Source organism: Streptomyces sp. NPDC060027 (assembly GCF_042737005.1).
Classification (GTDB): Bacteria; Actinomycetota; Actinomycetes; order Streptomycetales; family Streptomycetaceae; genus Streptomyces.
In genome coordinates this window covers 1-14,903 of sequence record NZ_JBHWVI010000053.1, presented here as the reverse complement: position 1 = coordinate 14,903, position 14,903 = coordinate 1, and the positions used below count along the sequence as shown (strand labels likewise).

Below are 14,903 nucleotides of genomic sequence, written 5' to 3'. Positions count from 1 at the left end.
CCGTCCTCCTCAGCTCGTGGTCCGGCGCAGCAGCAGATCGCGCAGCTGGCGGGCGTGACGGCGGCTGACCTGGAGTTCGACGGAGTCGACGAGGACGCTCACCGTGCCCGCGTCCAGGCGGAGTTCGCCGATGTGGCGCAGCGCGACGAGGTGGCGCCGGTGGATGCGGACGAAGCCGCGGGGGCGCCAGCGCTCTTCCAGGGTGGACAGCGGGATGCGCACCAGGTGGCTGCCCTGCGCGGTGTGCAGCCGGGCGTAGTCGCCGTGTGCCTCGGCGTGGGTGATGTCCTCGACGGCCACGAAGCGGGTCACTCCGCCGAGTTCGACGGATATGTGGTCGGGGTCGGGCTCGTGGACGGGGATGAGAGGTGCGGTGTCCCGGAGCTGGACGGCCCGCCGTACCGCCTCGGCGAGCCGTTCGCGGCGTACGGGCTTGAGGACGTAGTCCACGGCCTTGAGGTCGAAGGCCTGAACGGCGAAGCCCTCGTGGGCGGTCACGAACACGACGAGCGGCGGCTGGGCGAACCCGCCGAGCAGCCGGGCCAGGTCGAGCCCGTCCAGGCCGGGCATGTGGATGTCGAGGAAGACGACGTCGATCGCCTCGGGTCCGCCGGGTCCGGACTCCAGGGCCCGGTTGATGCGGCGCAGCGCCTCGGTCGCGTCGCTCGCTCCCTCGGCGCTGCCGACCCGGGGATCGGCGTTCAGCAGATACAGGAGTTCTTCGAGGGACGGTTGTTCGTCGTCGACGGCGAGCACGCGCAGCATGAGAGTGGAGTGTAAGAGCGATTGCCACGGCTGGACATGTGCGGGACATGGACGTCGTCCCCGGCCGGGTCGAGGCCGTCGCTGGATAGGGTGCCGCCATGAACAGCAAGCCCGCGATGTTCGACGAGCTCGACCGCAAGATCATCACGGCTCTGATGGCCAATGCCCGGACGAGTTTCGCGGAGATCGGCGCGGCGATCGGACTGTCCGCGACGGCGGTCAAGCGCCGGGTCGACCGGCTGCGCGAGACGGGCGTGATCACCGGGTTCACGGCCACGGTGAAGCCCGTGGCGCTCGGCTGGCGCACGGAGGCGTACGTCGAGGTGTACTGCGAGGGTGCGGCGCCGCCCCGGCGGCTCGCGGAGGTGGTGCGCAACCATCCGGAGATCACCGCGGCGATGACGGTGACCGGGGGCGCGGACGCGCTGCTGCATGTACGGGCCGTCGATGTGGAGCACTTCGAGGAGGTCCTGGAGCGCATCCGGGTGGAACCGTTCATCCGGAAGACGATCAGCTACATGGTGCTGTCCCATCTGCTGCCCGAGGCCCCGGAGGCCGGAGCGACGCACGCGGCCCCGGATGACGCAGGAAACGTGCGCTGACTCAGCGGATCGCGCAGCAATACTGCGTATATGCGCAGCTCTCTGCGCTTGTCGCGTGTATCCCTCGCTTCTTACCGTGGAGGCATCCCACCAGCCGACACCGCAGGAAGCGGAGGAACCTCTCTGTGCCCGACAGCCGTGTGCCGCGCCCCCGGCGCTTTCTCGTCTGCGAACCCAGACACTTCGCCGTGCAGTACGCGATCAACCCCTGGATGCGTCCCGACACCCCCGTGGACGCCGATCTCGCGCGTGATCAGTGGAAGGCGCTGATCAGCGCCTATCGCGCGCACGGCCACACCGTCGACTCCGTCGAACCGGTCGTGGGCCTTCCCGACATGGTCTTCGCCGCGAACTGCGCGCTCGTGCTGGAGGGCCGTGTCTTCGGCTCCTCCTTCCACGCGCCGGAGCGCCGCCCCGAGTCCACCGCGTACGAGACCTGGTTCAAGGCGGCCGGTTTCGACGTCTACCGCCCCGAGTCGGTGTGCGAGGGCGAGGGCGATCTCGTCCCGACGCGCCGTTACGTCCTCGCGGGGACCGGATTCCGCACGACGCGCGAGGCCCATCGCGAGGTCCAGGAGTTCTTCGGCGTCCCGGTGATCAGCCTCCAGTTGGTGGACCCGCTCTTCTACCACCTGGACACCGCGCTGTTCGTCCTCGACGACGACAACATCGCCTACTACCCGGAGGCCTTCTCGCCGGGCAGCCGCGAGGTGCTGGCCCGGCTGTTCCCGGACGCGGTGCTCGCGACCCGCGAGGACGCCTTCGCCTTCGGCCTCAACTCGGTCTCCGACGGCCGTCATGTCTTCATCGCGCCTCGCGCCGAGGCCCTCGCCGATCAGCTCGTCCGCCACGGCTACGTCCCCGTCCCCGTCGACCTCTCGGAGTTCCAGAAGGCCGGCGGAGGCATCAAGTGCTGCACTCAGGAGATCCGTTCATGACCGCTCCCGCCCGTACGACTGCGTCCGCCGTCGCCGGTACGCGCAGCTCCGACGAACTGATCCGAGCCGAGGCTCCTGTCCTGGCGCACAACTACCACCCGTTGCCCGTGGTCGTGGCGCACGCCGAGGGCAGCTGGGTCGAGGACGTCGAGGGCCGGCGCTACCTCGACATGCTGGCGGGCTACTCGGCCCTCAACTTCGGCCACCGCAACCCGGTGCTGATCGAGGCCGCGCACCGCCAGCTCGACCGTCTCACCCTCACCTCGCGGGCCTTCCACAACGACAAGCTGGCCGGATTCGCCGAGTCCCTGGCCGAGCTGACCGGCCTGGACATGGTCCTGCCGATGAATACGGGCGCGGAGGCGGTGGAGAGCGCCATCAAGCTGGCCCGCAAATGGGCGTACGAGGTGAAGGGCGTCGAACCCGACCGGGCCACCATCGTGGTGGCGGCCGACAACTTCCACGGCCGTACGACCACGATCGTCAGCTTCTCCACGGACGAGACGGCCCGTACCGGCTTCGGCCCCTTCACTCCGGGTTTCCGGGTCGTGCCGTACAACGACCTGGCCGCGCTCGAAGCGGCGATCGACGAGACCACGGCCGCGGTGCTGCTCGAACCCATCCAGGGCGAGGCGGGCGTGGTCATCCCGGACGACGGCTATCTCGCCGGCGTCCGCGAGCTCACCCGCCGTACCGGCTGTCTGTTCGTCGCGGACGAGATCCAGTCCGGCCTCGGGCGTACCGGCACCACCCTGGCGGTGGAACACGAGTCGGTCGTCCCCGACCTGCTGCTGCTCGGCAAGGCGCTCGGCGGCGGCATCGTGCCGGTCTCCGCGGTGGTCGGACGCCGGGACGTGATGGAGGTGCTGCGCCCGGGTGAGCACGGCTCCACCTTCGGCGGCAATCCGCTGGCCGCGGCGGTCGGCTCGGCGGTCGTCGGGCTGCTGGAGACCGGTGAGTACCAGCGCAGGGCGGCCGAGCTGGGCGTCCTGCTGCGGGACGGGCTGACGGCCCTGGTGGGCCGGGGTGTGGAGGGCTTCCGCTCGCGCGGGCTGTGGGCGGGCGTCGACATCGACCCCTCCATCGGCACGGGCCGCGAGATCAGCCAGGGCCTGATGGGCGAGGGGATTCTGGTCAAGGACACGCACGGTTCGACCATCCGGCTGGCGCCGCCGCTCACCATCACGGCCGAGGAACTCCAGTCGGCTCTAGGGGCCCTTGAGAAAGTCCTGACGCAAGGGGTCTGATACCGGCCAAGAGGCCACAGAGGGTGACACCGCACTGGTTACGCCCGGCGACGGCCGCGCCTACACTGATCGCTCCCCGGGGGAAATGAGGAGCGCCCCAGTGTTTTATTACGTGCTCAAATATGTGCTTCTGGGTCCACTGTTGAGACTGGTCTTCCGGCCTCGGATCGAGGGCCTTGAGCACGTTCCGTCGTCGGGCCCCGCCATCGTGGCCGGCAACCACCTGTCCTTCTCGGACCACTTCCTGATGCCGGCGATCCTGAAGCGCCGGATCACCTTCCTCGCGAAGGCCGAGTACTTCACGGGGCCCGGCATCAAGGGGCGGCTGACGGCCGCCTTCTTCCGCAGCGTCGGGCAGATTCCGGTGGACCGGTCCGGCAAGGAGGCGGGGCAGGCCGCGATCCGCGAGGGGCTCGGCGTGCTGCGCAAGGACGAGCTGCTCGGCATCTACCCCGAGGGCACCCGCTCGCACGACGGACGGCTCTACAAGGGCAAGGTCGGCGTCGCGGTGATGGCCCTGCGGGCCCAGGCCCCGGTCATCCCCTGCGCGATGATCGGCACGTTCGAGGCGCAGCCCCCGGGCAGGAAGCTCCCGCGGTTCCACCCCGTGGTGATCCGCTTCGGCAAGCCGCTCGACTTCTCGCGCTATGCCGGGATGGAGAACGAGAAGGCCATCCTGCGCGCCATCACCGACGAGATCATGTACGCGATCCTGACCCTCTCCGAGCAGGAGTACGTCGACCGGTACGCGGCCGTCGTCAAGGCGGAGGAGGCCGCGGAGAAGGCCGAGGCGGGGCGCAAGTTCCGCCGGATGCCGCTGAGTTGATCGCGCCGGGAACCCATACGTACGTCCTGTACGTTTCTTACGTATGAGACGTGCTGTGGTGATCGGAGCGACAGGACAGATCGGGCGCGCGGCCGTGAAAGCGCTCGCAGGGGACGGCTGGGACGTGACGGCCGCGTCGCGCGGCGGCGGCCGCGACGACGGCTGGCCCGCCGAGGTGCGCACGGCCGCGCTGGACCGGGACGACGACACCGCACTGGCCACGGTGGTCGGTGACGGCTGCGACGCGCTGGTGGACATCGTGGCGTACGGGGCCGGCCACGCGCGGCAGCTGACGGCGCTCGCCGGCCGGGTCGGCTCGGCGGTCGTCATCTCCAGCGTGTCGGTGTACGAGGACGACAAGGGGCGCGGCTTCGACACGCAGGCCGAGCCGGACGGCTTCCCCTCGTATCCGGTGCCGATACCGGAGAGCCAGGAGACAGTCCCTCCCGGCGACTCCACGTACTGCACGCGCAAGGTGGCTCTGGAGCGTGAACTCCTCGCGGCGGGCGACCGGTTGCCGACGACGCTGCTGCGAGCGGGCGCCGTCCACGGCCCGTACGACCGCACGCCCCGCGAGCTGTACTTCGTCAAGCGCAATCTCGACGGCCGCCGCAGGAGGATCCTCGCGTTCGGCGGCGCGAGCCGTTTCCATCCGGTGAGCGTCCACACCCTCGCCGAGCTGATCCGCCTGGCCGCCGCGCGACCGGGCTCGCGCGTCCTCAACGCGTGCGACCCCGAGGCGCCGACCGTGGCGGAGATCGCGCGGGCCATCGACGCGGTGATGGGCGCCCGGACGGAGGACGTCCTCGTCGACGGGCCTCCCCCGTCCCCCACGGTGGGCGACACCCCCTGGTCGGTCCCCCGGCCCGTGATCTGCGACATGAGCGCGGCCGAGCGGGAGTTGGGCCATCGCCCCGTGATCCGGTACGCCGACACGCTCCCGGAGACGATCGCCTCGATCGAGCGGCAGCTCGCGGGGCGGGACTGGCGTGAGGCGTATCCCGCGATGTTCAGGAACTACGGGGATCTGTTCGACTACGCGGCGGAGGACGCCTGGCTCGCGTCCTGAGGCGGCGAGGTGACCCGTACGACCGAGGGGGCGGCCGGTGGGACCGGCCGCCCCCTCGTGCAGCGAGGACTACGGCTGCGGAGTGGCGTGCGGCGCGCACGTCACGTCGGCGGCGTCCGTCTTGCCGGTGAGCAGGTAGGAGTCCACCCGCCCGTTGATGCACGGGTTGACCAGACCGGTCACACCGTGCGAGCCCGCGCCCTGCTCGGTGATCAGGCGGGAGCCCTTGAACCGCTTGTGCAGCTCGACGGCGCCGACGTACGGCGTGGCGGCGTCATTCGTGGACTGCACGATCAGGACGGCCGGCAGACCCTTGCCGGTCTTCACCTTCACCGGGGTCTGCTGCTTGACCGGCCACGTGGCGCACGGCAGGTTCATCCACGCGTTGGCCCACGTCATGAACGGGTAGGCCTTGTGGAGCCGTGAGTTGTCCCGGTCCCACTTCTTCCAACTGGTGGGCCACTGGGCGTCGGTGCACTCGACGGCCGTGTACACGGCGTTGCCGTTCTCCGAGGAGATGTTGCCCGCCGTGTCGGACAGGTCGGGTGACGCGGCGTCGACGAGCGCCTGGGTGTCACCCGCGACGTACTTGCTGAACACCGAGGCGGTCGGCACCCACGACGAGTCGTAGTACGGGGCGCTCTGGAAGAAGGAGATCAGCTCGGCGGGGCCGACGACGCCGCCCAGCGGGCTCTTCTTCGCGGTGGCGCGCAGCTTCAGCCACTGGTCCTGCACCTTGGCGCGGGTGTCGCCGAGGTGGAAGGTGGCGTCGTTCTTGGCGACCCAGTCCTCCCAGTCCTTCCAGCGGCCCTCGAAGGCGATGTCCTGCTCCAGGTTGGCCTGGTACCAGATGTTGTCGCGCGACGGGTTGACGACGCTGTCGACGATCATGCGGCGCACGTGGCCCGGGAACAGCGTGCCGTAGACGGCTCCGAGGTAGGTGCCGTACGAGACGCCCAGGTAGTTGAGCTTCTTCTCGCCGAGCGCGGCCCGGATGACGTCGAGGTCGCGTGCCGTGTTGGGCGTGGTCATCTGCGCCAGCACGGCCTTGCCGCTGCGCTCGGCGCAGCCGTCCGCGTACGCCGCGGCCAGCTTGCGCTGGGCGCGCTTGTCGGCCTCGGAGTCCGGGACCGGGTCCGCCTTGGGCGCCTTGACGAACTCCTGCGGGTCGATGCAGGAGATGGGCGCCGAGTGGCCGACGCCGCGCGGGTCGAAGCCCACGAAGTCGTACGCCTTGGCGGTGTTCGCCCACAGCGGGGCCTTGGTCGTGACACGGCGCGGGAAGCGCATGCCCGAACCACCGGGGCCGCCCGGGTTGTAGACGAGCGCGCCCTGGCGCTCCTCCTTGGTACCGGTGTTCCCGATGCGGTCCACGGCCAGCTTGAGCTTCTTGCCGTTCGGGTGGGCGTAGTCCAGCGGCACGCTGACCCAGCCGCACTGGATCGGCTTCTCGAAGCCCCAGTCCGCCGGGCAGTCCTTCCAGTCGATCCCGGCCTTGGCGGCCCGCTCGGCGGCGATGGCCGCACCGCGCTGCTCACGGCTCTGACCGTAGCCCTGACCGTGACGCGAGTCGGCGGTGGCCGACGGGGCCGCGACGGCTCCGGCTATCAGGGTCGCCGTGACAAGTGCTCCGGCCGAACCGAGCGCTGTCACCCGTCTTGTCGGTCTCTTGGACCTCAAGTGGGTACCTCCCCGTACATCGTTGCGATTGATACGGAGATCTTTGCCGCTATGAGGTCCCTGAGAACAGATGTGACCGGTGTTCTTTACTAATCCGATAGCCGGTACGCCTTGTTCCGTTGAGCGGTGAATGTACCGCGAACCAGCCTTCCCTCAGCGGCTGTTGACTTCAGGCACGCCCGGACTGCCGATTTCAGGCGAGCTCACGCAGCGCCCCGTCCAGCACCCGGCGCAGCAATCGTGCGTCGGGGGCGAGTGCCGTCACGAGCACGGCGGGCCCGGCGAGCGGGGTCAGCGCGGCATAGTCTCCCAGCAGTCGCGCCGACGGCACCTCCCTTTCGAACTCCGGTCGTACGACGACGAGTTGTCCGATGGCCCGATGTCCTGCCAGGACCGCGGGCCCGTCCCAGCCACCGGGTGCGCCGGGACCGCACGCCAACTCCTGGTCGAGCAGCGCCCGGCCCTCGCGTCGCACCGTGAGACGGCTGGTGAGCCGCCCGGGTTCCTCACCCACCCGCCCGAGCACCTGCTCCTCCCGGAAGACCAGCCGGGCGCCGAGCCCTAGGTCGACGCACGAGGAGACGGACAGTTCGCTGCCACCGGCGGAGATCAACTGCTCAGGCAGCCACGCCAGTTCTCCTCCGTCGGCGACCTCCAGGCGCACGTCGTAGCGGGCCTCGCCCTTGGCCTGGCCCGGCAGGGCGATGGTGGCCGCCGCCGAGCCGACCCGCAGCCGGGCGCCCGGACCGACCCGCGCCTCGACGGTGAGGTGATCGCCGCCGAGCGGTCCGCTCATCGCCCCGACCAGCATCACGCGCGCCTCGGACCCGCTGCTCCGCACCCGGCGCAGGGCGAGCGGCCCCTCCCCGTCCAGTACGGGCAGCGACGTCCCGCCCCGGCCGTCGTCCCGCGCTTCGATCCGCGCGGTGGCGCGCACTCCCGCCGTCGTCATGGCTTCCACGCCGCGAGCCGTTCCCGTACCCAGCCGGCGACCGCCGCGACCCCACCCTCGGTCCGCAACGACTGGAAGACCACGGGGAGTTCGGCCCGCTGCGCCTTGGCGTCGGCCGCCATCCGGCCCAGATCGGACCCGACGTACGGCGCCAGGTCGGTCTTGTTCACGACGAGCAGGTCGGCCGTCGTGACGCCCGGCCCGCCCTTGCGCGGGATGTCGTCCCCGCCCGCGACGTCGATCACGAAGATCTGCGCGTCGACCAGCCCCTTGGAGAAGGTCGCGGTGAGGTTGTCGCCCCCGGACTCCACGAGGATCAGATCCAGCGGCCCGATCTCGTCCTCCAGGTCCTCGACCGCTTCGAGGTTCGCGGAGATGTCGTCCCGGATCGCCGTGTGCGGACAGGCGCCCGTCTCCACGGCGGTGATCCGCTCGGGCGGCAGCACCGCTTCCCGCAGCAGGAACTCGGCGTCCTCGCGGGTGTAGATGTCATTGGTGACGACGGCGAGGGACAGCTCGTCGCGCAGCGCCCGGCAGAGCGCGGCGACGGTGGCGGTCTTCCCCGAACCGACGGGGCCACCGAGCCCTATCCGCAGGGCACGGCGCGAGCCGTCGGGACGGTGGGCGTCGGCGCTGATCGCGGACGGCCCGTGGTGAGTGTGGTCGAGATGCACGGTACGGCTCCAACTTCATTCGGTCCGCGCCGACTTGAGGCGGCCTGTCCGGCGTTCGCGGACCGGGCCGTTCGGGCCGACGGCGGGGGTGTGGGGGCGACTGCCCCGGAAGCGATGACTCCTACGACGCGAAGAGGCGCACCGGCCAGGCCGCGTGTGCCTCCGCGCTGATCTCCAGCAGCGGTGCCGACGCCGCGGGCAGCGCCTCGGTCCCGTCGTCGAGAGCCCGCCGAGCCGCACCGGCCGCGGCGTGGGCGACGACGTCGAGTTCCGGTGCGAGGCGGGCCAGTACGGCCGTCGCGTCGAACGGATCGAGACTCAGCAACCGCACCGTCGCCGACGCCGGCCCGCTGACGCACTCGTACGCGGAGCAGTACGCGGCGTCCTCGGGCCCCAGTCCGGCAGCCCGCGCCGCCACGCCCAGCACCACCGGCTGATGGGAGCCCTTGGGGAACTCCCGCGCCAGCGCGTCCAGTTCGGCGGAGGGCCAGGTCGCTCTGGCCGCCCGCATGAGCTGCCGTCCGAGCCGACGAGCGGCGACCCGCAGCGCCGGCGAGGGCGTGCGGGCGTCGGCGGCCGCGTCCAGGGCCGACGGATCGATCCCGAGCGCGCCCGCCGCGGCCAGTGCGGCCGCGACGAGTCCGGTCGTGTGCAGCCGGCCCCTGCAGAAGTCCTCCAGGGTCGCCGCTCCGGTGATCCGCCCCGCCTTGACGGCCGCCTCGGCCCCGCCGGAGTGCGCGTGCCCTCCGGCGGGAAAGCGGCCGTCGGCCAGGACGAGAAGCGCTGCCCGGGACATCAGAAGAGGAAGTAACGCTGGGCCATGGGCAGTTCGGCGGCCGGAGTCGCCTCGACGAGCTCGCCGTCGATGTGCACGGCGAAGCTGTCGGGGTCGATCCGCACCTCGGGCCGTGCGTCGTTCTCCCGCATGTCGGCCTTGGTGACCGCCCGCGTCGACTCGATGGCGACGAACCGCTTGCCGAGCGAGAGCCGTTCCGGGAGCCCGTCCTCGATGGCGAGCGGCGCGACGAAGTTGAACGAGTTCGCTGCCGGGGCCCGCCCGATCGCCCCGAACATCGGCCGGGGCAGGATCGGCTGGGGCGTCGGGATCGACGCGTTGGCGTCGCCCATCTGCGCGTACGCGATCATTCCGCCCTTGATGACGAGGTGCGGCTTGACCCCGAAGAACGCGGGCTCCCACAGCACGAGGTCGGCGAGCTTGCCGGTCTCGACGGAGCCGATCTCCCGCGCAAGGCCCTGCGCGAGCGCCGGATTGATGGTGTATTTGGCGACATAGCGACGGACCCGGTGGTTGTCCGCGCGGCCGTCACCGGGCAGCGCGCCCCGGCGCCGCTTCATCACGTGGGCCGTCTGCCAGGTCCGCATGATCACCTCACCGACCCGGCCCATGGCCTGGGAGTCGGACGAGATGATCGAGATGGCACCGAGGTCGTGCAATATGTCCTCGGCGCCGATGGTCGACGGCCGGATCCGGGACTCGGCGAAGGCCAGGTCCTCGGGCACCGCCGGGTTCAGGTGGTGGCACACCATCAGCATGTCGAGGTGTTCCTCGGCGGTGTTGACGGTGTAGGGCCGGGTCGGGTTGGTCGAGCTGGGGAGTACGTACGACTCGGAGACCACGGACATGATGTCCGGCGCGTGCCCGCCGCCCGCACCCTCGGTGTGATACGCGTGAATGCCGCGTCCGCCGATCGCCGCGAGGGTGTCGGCGACGAACCCGGCCTCGTTGAGGGTGTCGGTGTGGATGGCGACCTGGATGCCGGTGCGGTCGGCGACGGTGAGGGCCGCGTCGATCGCCGCGGGCGTCGAGCCCCAGTCCTCATGGATCTTCAGGCCGAGCGCGCCGCCCCGGATCTGCGACAGCATCGCGTCGTGCGAGACGGTGTTGCCCTTGCCGAGGAGACCGAAGTTGAGGGGGTACCCCTCCATCGACTCCAGCATCCGGGCCAGATGCCAGGGGCCGGGCGTCACGGTGGTCGCCTTGGAGCCCTCCGCGGGACCGGTGCCGCCGCCGACGAGGGTGGTGATGCCGGAGGCGAGCGCCTCGTCGGCGATCTGCGGACAGATCAGATGGACGTGCGCGTCGATGGCGCCCGCGGTCAGGATGCGCCCGTTGCCCGCGATGATCTCGGTCTCCGGGCCGATCACCAGGTCGGGGTGGACACCGTCCATGGTGTCCGGGTTGCCGGCCTTGCCGATACCGGTGATCCGGCCGTCGCGGATACCGACGTCGGCCTTGACGATCCCCCAGTGGTCGATGATCACGACGCCGGTGACGACCGTGTCCGGGGTGCCGTCTGCGCGCGTAGCGCGCGCCTGGCCCATGGATTCCCGGATGACCTTGCCACCGCCGAACACCGCTTCGTCACCGGCGAGTCCGGGACCGCCGGAGCGGTCCTCCTCGATCTCGATCAGCAGGTCGGTGTCCGCGAGGCGGATACGGTCGCCGGTGGTGGGGCCGAACAGGTCGGCGTACACGGCACGCGAGATCTCAGGCATCGAGGGCACCTCCGGTCTCCCCGCGCAGGCCGGGCACCACACGGGCGCCGGCGAGCGGGACGAGTTCGACGTCGACGGGGATCCCGGGCTCGAAGCGCACGGCGGTGCCGGCGGCGACGTTGAGCCGCTTGCCGCGCGCGGCGGCGCGATCGAAGTCCAGCCCGGGGTTGGCCTCGGCGAAGTGGTAGTGGGAGCCGACCTGGACGGGGCGGTCGGCGGCGTTGAGCACGGTCATACGGGTGACCTCACGGCCCTCGTTGAAGACGACGGGCTCGTCGGCGAAGAGAATCTCTCCGGGAATCATGGCGCTCGCTCTCCCGTCAGACGATCGGGTCGTGGACGGTGACGAGCTTGGTGCCGTCCGGGAAGGTCGCCTCCACCTGGACGTCGTGGATCATCTCGGGGATGCCCGACATGACGTCGTCCCGGGTGAGGATCTTGCGCCCGGAGGACATCAGCTCGGCGACGGTACGGCCGTCGCGGGCGCCCTCGAGGATGTGCGACGTGATCAGGGCGACGGCCTCGGGGTGGTTCAGTTTCAGCCCGCGGGCCCGGCGCTTCTCGGCGACGTCGGCGGCCACATGGATCAGCAGCCTCTCCTGCTCGTGCGGGGTCAAATGCACGGCGTCCCACCTCACATCCTCGCTCCGGACCGTGCGGGGCCCGGTGGCCGCAGCCACCAAAACCCCTGGTGGCGTGGATGCGCACGCTAGTTGGCCGGAGTTTCGAGGACGTTAACCAGCCTGTGGTCCCTCCAGGGCGGATCGACCGGACACGGTCACCCACGAGCGCCCGCCCCGCTTCCCGGGTTCCGTCTCGCCCGACCGCGCCGACATCCTGGAAAGCCACGGCCCCGAAGCGAACCGGACCGTATACGGGATACCGCACGTCCGCGATCGAGATCGCAGTCGCGGTCGCGATCCAGGCCCCGGTCACGATCCCGTCGCGGCCCCGGCCCCGGCCCCGGTCACGATCCCTATCCCAGTCCCGGGTCACGATCCCAGTCCTGGTCACGATCCCGGCCCCGGTCGAAATGCCGCTGTCGAAGTGCCGCTGCCGAAGTGCCGCTGACGCTGACGCGCCCCGGGCCGAGTCGTCGGCGGGCACCCCATGGGCCCCGCCGGGGGCCGAGCCGAACCGCCGCCGGCCAGGAAGCCTAGGAAGCGTTGGGCCCCCGGTGCTCCGCGGCACCGGCGGCCAGGAAGCCTAGGAAGCGTTGGGCCCCCGGTGCTCCGCGGCGATGCCGAACCGCTGGCGTTCGCGGGGCGCGGACGCGACCTCGCGCACGCTGGACAGCGCGCTGATCACCTGCTCGTCCGCGGGCTCCTGAAGTTCTTCGAGGCGCTCCAGGTCGGCGGCGGAGACCAGGGCGACGAGCGGCTTCCCGTGCCGTGTCACGACGACGCGCTCCCCGCCGTACACGACGCGATTGATCAGTTCGGCGAGCTCAGCCCTGGCTTGCGTCACCGGAATCTCGTAGGCCATGACGTCCAGCTTAGACCGGGCCCGGCGCCACCACGGGGTGCACAAGATCCCGCCCGTCGGCGGGAGAGGACGCCGCCGGACCACCTCCCGGTCCGGCGGGGCCGCCGTTTCGCTCTCAGCATGGCCCCCTTCTCCGGAGACGTACGTCCTGTACATTTTTTACATCCGTCGAACCAGAGGAGGCGCTCGACATGACCAGCCCGTCCGCCCGCCATGTCCTGCCCGAGTTCACCGAACGCACCAGCACGGGGCACCGGACGCAGGATCCGTACTCGAAGCTGCTCAGCGAGCGGATCGTGTTCCTCGGGACGCCGATCGACGACATCTCGGCGAACGATGTGATGGCCCAGTTCATGTACCTCGAACACCAGGCGCCCGAGCAGGACATCTCGCTCTACATCAACTCCCCTGGCGGCTCCTTCAGCGCGATGACCGCGATCTACGACACGATGCAATTCGTGACCTGCGACGTCGAGACGGTCTGCCTCGGCCGGGCGGCCTCGGCCGCCGCCGTCCTGCTGGCCGGTGGCGCTCCGGGCAAGCGGCTCGCCCTGCCGGGAGCCCGCGTCCTCATCCACCAGCCGTCGGTCCCGGAGCCGATCCAGGGGCAGGCGAGCGATCTGGCCATTCAGGCCGACGAGTTGGCGCGCACCCGCGAGACGCTGGAGGAGATGCTCGTACGGCACACGGGACAGAGCCCGGAGCGGGTCGCGGCGGACATCGAGCGGGACAAGATCCTCGACGCGCCGGAGGCACTGGCCTACGGGCTGATCGACCGGATCGTCCCGAGCCGCAAGGCCTCGCGCGCGACCCCCGGCGCGAGGTGAGCGGCCGATGATCCCGGACCTCCCCCCGCTGCCCGCGCTGACCCGCGCCGAAGCCGAGCTGATCGACCGCTATCTCGACGTGGTCGACCTGCTCGGCCGAATCAACCCGGCCCGTCCCGGAGACACCTATCGCGGCCTGAGGGCGGCTCAGGCGCTGGTCGGCAAGGCAGTGGCCCTGCGGGACGCCCTGACGCTGATGCATCAGCGGGGCGAGAGCGAGGTGCACGCCCCGACCCTGGCCCAGGCCCTGCGGGTTCTCGACGGAGAGCGGCGGGCCGCCCGGGTCACCGTGCCGCCCGATTCCGGCAGTTGACGCACCCACACCGGAGCCGATGGGCGCCACGACTCCGCGCCGTCCGGCCCGGGACTCAAACGGACCGGATGGTGTACCCCCCGATGGCGTAGCGAACGATCCTTTCTGCGACCCGTTCAAGTTGCGCAACACGCGGAGCAGAAAGGCGGGATGAGCCCTTCGTCGCAGGTGCGGGCATGGTCGGTGTCCCCAACACCCCCTCGAACGGAGGGGTGTCCACCCGAACGGGTGAGTGGTGAGTAAGCCCACAAAACACCGGTTCCGCTCGGATTTTCCGACACTGATGAGTGAAGATCCCTTCCGACGACAAGCCCCCGCCACAGCGGCGGGGCGGTCCGGGCGGACGCCGAGTCCTGCCGCCGCCCGGATGACCGGTCGACAGATGTGCATCGGCAGGAGTGGAGGACCCAGCACGACGGTCCGCCGGAGCAATCCGGGCGGTCCTTGGGGTGAAGCCGCAGCAGCGGCCGGGCAACTTCGCCAGCCCGAATCCGACAGGTCATCCTTCACAGGCGGCTGACGAAGGGTTGCGCATGACTGCGCTCAATCGTGTCCCGTCGCTGTGGACCCGGGCCGGTACGGCCTCGGCGCTCACCATCGCCGCCGTGGGCGGCAGCCTCGTGGTCCCCGGCGTCGCACCGGACGCCCAGGCGGCCACACCTGCGACGAAGGCACTCCAGGTCGCGGCGTCCAAGCACGGCTCCCCGTACAAGTGGGGCGCCACGGGACCGCACCGCTTCGACTGCTCCGGGCTCACGCTCTACTCGTACAAGAAGGCGGGCAAGAAGCTGCCTCGTACGGCCGCGGCGCAGTACAACAAGACGCACCATGTCTCGGCCTCGCACCGCAAGGCCGGTGACCTCGTGTTCTTCCACTCGGGCCGGAACGTGTACCACGTCGGCATCTACGCCGGGAAGGGAAAGATCTGGCACTCCCCGAAGACCGGGGAAGTGGTGAAGCTCCAGAAGATCTGGACGAGAAGCGTCTGGTACGGCAGGGTCAGCTGAC

General features: G+C 70.5%; 17 protein-coding genes and 1 riboswitch. Of the genes, 8 read left to right on the top strand and 9 right to left on the bottom strand.

All coding sequences use genetic code 11. The features are described 5' to 3' along the window. Positions 1 to 9 precede the first annotated feature (9 nt). A complete protein-coding gene (locus ACFWBT_RS16100; protein WP_385700349.1) occupies positions 10 to 765 on the bottom strand; it encodes a LytR/AlgR family response regulator transcription factor in 756 nt (251 codons plus the stop codon). Positions 766 to 863: 98 nt separating this feature from the next. On the opposite strand from ACFWBT_RS16100, the gene ACFWBT_RS16095 reads away from it, so the two are divergent. The 5 genes from ACFWBT_RS16095 to ACFWBT_RS16075 all read left to right on the top strand — a co-directional run bounded on the left by ACFWBT_RS16095 (position 864) and on the right by ACFWBT_RS16075 (position 5,447). Continuing rightward, entirely contained in the window at positions 864 to 1,367 is a 504-nt protein-coding gene (locus ACFWBT_RS16095) for an Lrp/AsnC family transcriptional regulator (protein ID WP_081223118.1), read from the top strand. 125 nt (positions 1,368 to 1,492) lie between these two features. Then, the gene (gene ddaH, locus ACFWBT_RS16090; protein ID WP_385700346.1) at positions 1,493 to 2,305 is read left to right on the top strand and encodes a dimethylargininase; all 813 of its coding nucleotides are present in this window, start codon (positions 1,493 to 1,495) and stop codon (positions 2,303 to 2,305) included. After that, a complete protein-coding gene (gene rocD / locus ACFWBT_RS16085) occupies positions 2,302 to 3,552 on the top strand; it encodes an ornithine--oxo-acid transaminase (RefSeq protein ID WP_385700345.1) in 1,251 nt (416 codons plus the stop codon). Before ddaH ends, rocD begins: the two co-directional genes overlap by 4 nt. Before the next feature lie 100 nt (positions 3,553 to 3,652). Continuing rightward, positions 3,653 to 4,378, top strand: a complete 726-nt coding sequence (locus tag ACFWBT_RS16080) for a lysophospholipid acyltransferase family protein (RefSeq protein ID WP_385700342.1) — start codon at positions 3,653 to 3,655, stop codon at positions 4,376 to 4,378. Positions 4,379 to 4,433: 55 nt separating this feature from the next. After that, positions 4,434 to 5,447: an NAD-dependent epimerase/dehydratase family protein gene (locus ACFWBT_RS16075; protein ID WP_385700406.1), complete on the top strand. Its 1,014-nt coding sequence runs from the start codon at positions 4,434 to 4,436 to the stop codon at positions 5,445 to 5,447. Between the two features lie 69 nt (positions 5,448 to 5,516). Here the strand turns inward: ACFWBT_RS16075 and ACFWBT_RS16070 are convergent, their stop codons facing one another. From ACFWBT_RS16070 to ACFWBT_RS16035, 8 genes are all read right to left on the bottom strand, one after another. Further along, on the bottom strand, positions 5,517 to 7,127 hold the full coding sequence (locus tag ACFWBT_RS16070; RefSeq protein WP_385700340.1) for an alpha/beta hydrolase: 1,611 nt from the start codon (positions 7,125 to 7,127) through the stop codon (positions 5,517 to 5,519). 193 nt (positions 7,128 to 7,320) lie between these two features. Further along, a complete protein-coding gene (locus ACFWBT_RS16065) occupies positions 7,321 to 8,079 on the bottom strand; it encodes an urease accessory protein UreD (RefSeq protein WP_385700339.1) in 759 nt (252 codons plus the stop codon). Then, positions 8,076 to 8,753 (bottom strand): urease accessory protein UreG, encoded by a 678-nt coding sequence (gene ureG, locus ACFWBT_RS16060; protein ID WP_356463290.1) that lies wholly within the window; start codon positions 8,751 to 8,753, stop codon positions 8,076 to 8,078. The genes ACFWBT_RS16065 and ureG overlap by 4 nt, the downstream gene beginning before the upstream one ends. 121 nt (positions 8,754 to 8,874) lie before the next feature. Continuing rightward, positions 8,875 to 9,549: an urease accessory protein UreF gene (locus tag ACFWBT_RS16055; RefSeq protein ID WP_385700337.1), complete on the bottom strand. Its 675-nt coding sequence runs from the start codon at positions 9,547 to 9,549 to the stop codon at positions 8,875 to 8,877. After that, positions 9,549 to 11,270 (bottom strand): urease subunit alpha, encoded by a 1,722-nt coding sequence (locus ACFWBT_RS16050; RefSeq protein WP_385700334.1) that lies wholly within the window; start codon positions 11,268 to 11,270, stop codon positions 9,549 to 9,551. Before ACFWBT_RS16050 ends, ACFWBT_RS16055 begins: the two co-directional genes overlap by 1 nt. Then, complete coding sequence (locus ACFWBT_RS16045; RefSeq protein ID WP_266756045.1) at positions 11,263 to 11,574, bottom strand: urease subunit beta; 312 nt, start codon at positions 11,572 to 11,574, stop codon at positions 11,263 to 11,265. Before ACFWBT_RS16045 ends, ACFWBT_RS16050 begins: the two co-directional genes overlap by 8 nt. A 16-nt stretch (positions 11,575 to 11,590) precedes the next feature. Then, positions 11,591 to 11,893 (bottom strand): urease subunit gamma, encoded by a 303-nt coding sequence (locus ACFWBT_RS16040; RefSeq protein ID WP_266756047.1) that lies wholly within the window; start codon positions 11,891 to 11,893, stop codon positions 11,591 to 11,593. 583 nt (positions 11,894 to 12,476) lie between these two features. Continuing rightward, the gene (locus tag ACFWBT_RS16035) at positions 12,477 to 12,755 is read right to left on the bottom strand and encodes a type II toxin-antitoxin system Phd/YefM family antitoxin (RefSeq protein WP_385700330.1); all 279 of its coding nucleotides are present in this window, start codon (positions 12,753 to 12,755) and stop codon (positions 12,477 to 12,479) included. Between the two features lie 191 nt (positions 12,756 to 12,946). On the opposite strand from ACFWBT_RS16035, the gene ACFWBT_RS16030 reads away from it, so the two are divergent. The 3 genes from ACFWBT_RS16030 (at position 12,947) to ACFWBT_RS16020 (ending at position 14,902) form a co-directional block, all read left to right on the top strand. Beyond that, complete coding sequence (locus tag ACFWBT_RS16030; protein ID WP_385700328.1) at positions 12,947 to 13,582, top strand: ATP-dependent Clp protease proteolytic subunit; 636 nt, start codon at positions 12,947 to 12,949, stop codon at positions 13,580 to 13,582. A 7-nt stretch (positions 13,583 to 13,589) separates the two neighbouring features. After that, a complete protein-coding gene (locus ACFWBT_RS16025) occupies positions 13,590 to 13,895 on the top strand; it encodes a hypothetical protein (protein ID WP_266756055.1) in 306 nt (101 codons plus the stop codon). Positions 13,896 to 14,261: 366 nt separating this feature from the next. Beyond that, positions 14,262 to 14,426, top strand: a riboswitch (cyclic di-AMP (ydaO/yuaA leader). 2 nt (positions 14,427 to 14,428) lie between these two features. Beyond that, on the top strand, positions 14,429 to 14,902 hold the full coding sequence (locus ACFWBT_RS16020) for a C40 family peptidase (protein WP_266756057.1): 474 nt from the start codon (positions 14,429 to 14,431) through the stop codon (positions 14,900 to 14,902). Position 14,903 lies beyond the last annotated feature (1 nt).

Excerpts from the sequence above, each read along its gene's own strand:
- ACFWBT_RS16100 (WP_385700349.1), bottom strand. The coding sequence starts at position 765 with ATGCTGCGCGTGCTCGCCGTCGACGACGAACAACCGTCCCTCGAAGAA.
- ACFWBT_RS16095 (WP_081223118.1), top strand. The coding sequence starts at position 864 with ATGAACAGCAAGCCCGCGATGTTCGACGAGCTCGACCGCAAGATCATC.
- rocD (WP_385700345.1), top strand. The coding sequence starts at position 2,302 with ATGACCGCTCCCGCCCGTACGACTGCGTCCGCCGTCGCCGGTACGCGC.
- ACFWBT_RS16065 (WP_385700339.1), bottom strand. The coding sequence starts at position 8,079 with ATGACGACGGCGGGAGTGCGCGCCACCGCGCGGATCGAAGCGCGGGAC.
- ACFWBT_RS16055 (WP_385700337.1), bottom strand. The coding sequence starts at position 9,549 with ATGTCCCGGGCAGCGCTTCTCGTCCTGGCCGACGGCCGCTTTCCCGCC.
- ACFWBT_RS16050 (WP_385700334.1), bottom strand. The coding sequence starts at position 11,270 with ATGCCTGAGATCTCGCGTGCCGTGTACGCCGACCTGTTCGGCCCCACC.
- ACFWBT_RS16045 (WP_266756045.1), bottom strand. The coding sequence starts at position 11,574 with ATGATTCCCGGAGAGATTCTCTTCGCCGACGAGCCCGTCGTCTTCAAC.
- ACFWBT_RS16035 (WP_385700330.1), bottom strand. The coding sequence starts at position 12,755 with ATGGCCTACGAGATTCCGGTGACGCAAGCCAGGGCTGAGCTCGCCGAA.
- ACFWBT_RS16030 (WP_385700328.1), top strand. The coding sequence starts at position 12,947 with ATGACCAGCCCGTCCGCCCGCCATGTCCTGCCCGAGTTCACCGAACGC.
- ACFWBT_RS16025 (WP_266756055.1), top strand. The coding sequence starts at position 13,590 with ATGATCCCGGACCTCCCCCCGCTGCCCGCGCTGACCCGCGCCGAAGCC.
- ACFWBT_RS16020 (WP_266756057.1), top strand. The coding sequence starts at position 14,429 with ATGACTGCGCTCAATCGTGTCCCGTCGCTGTGGACCCGGGCCGGTACG.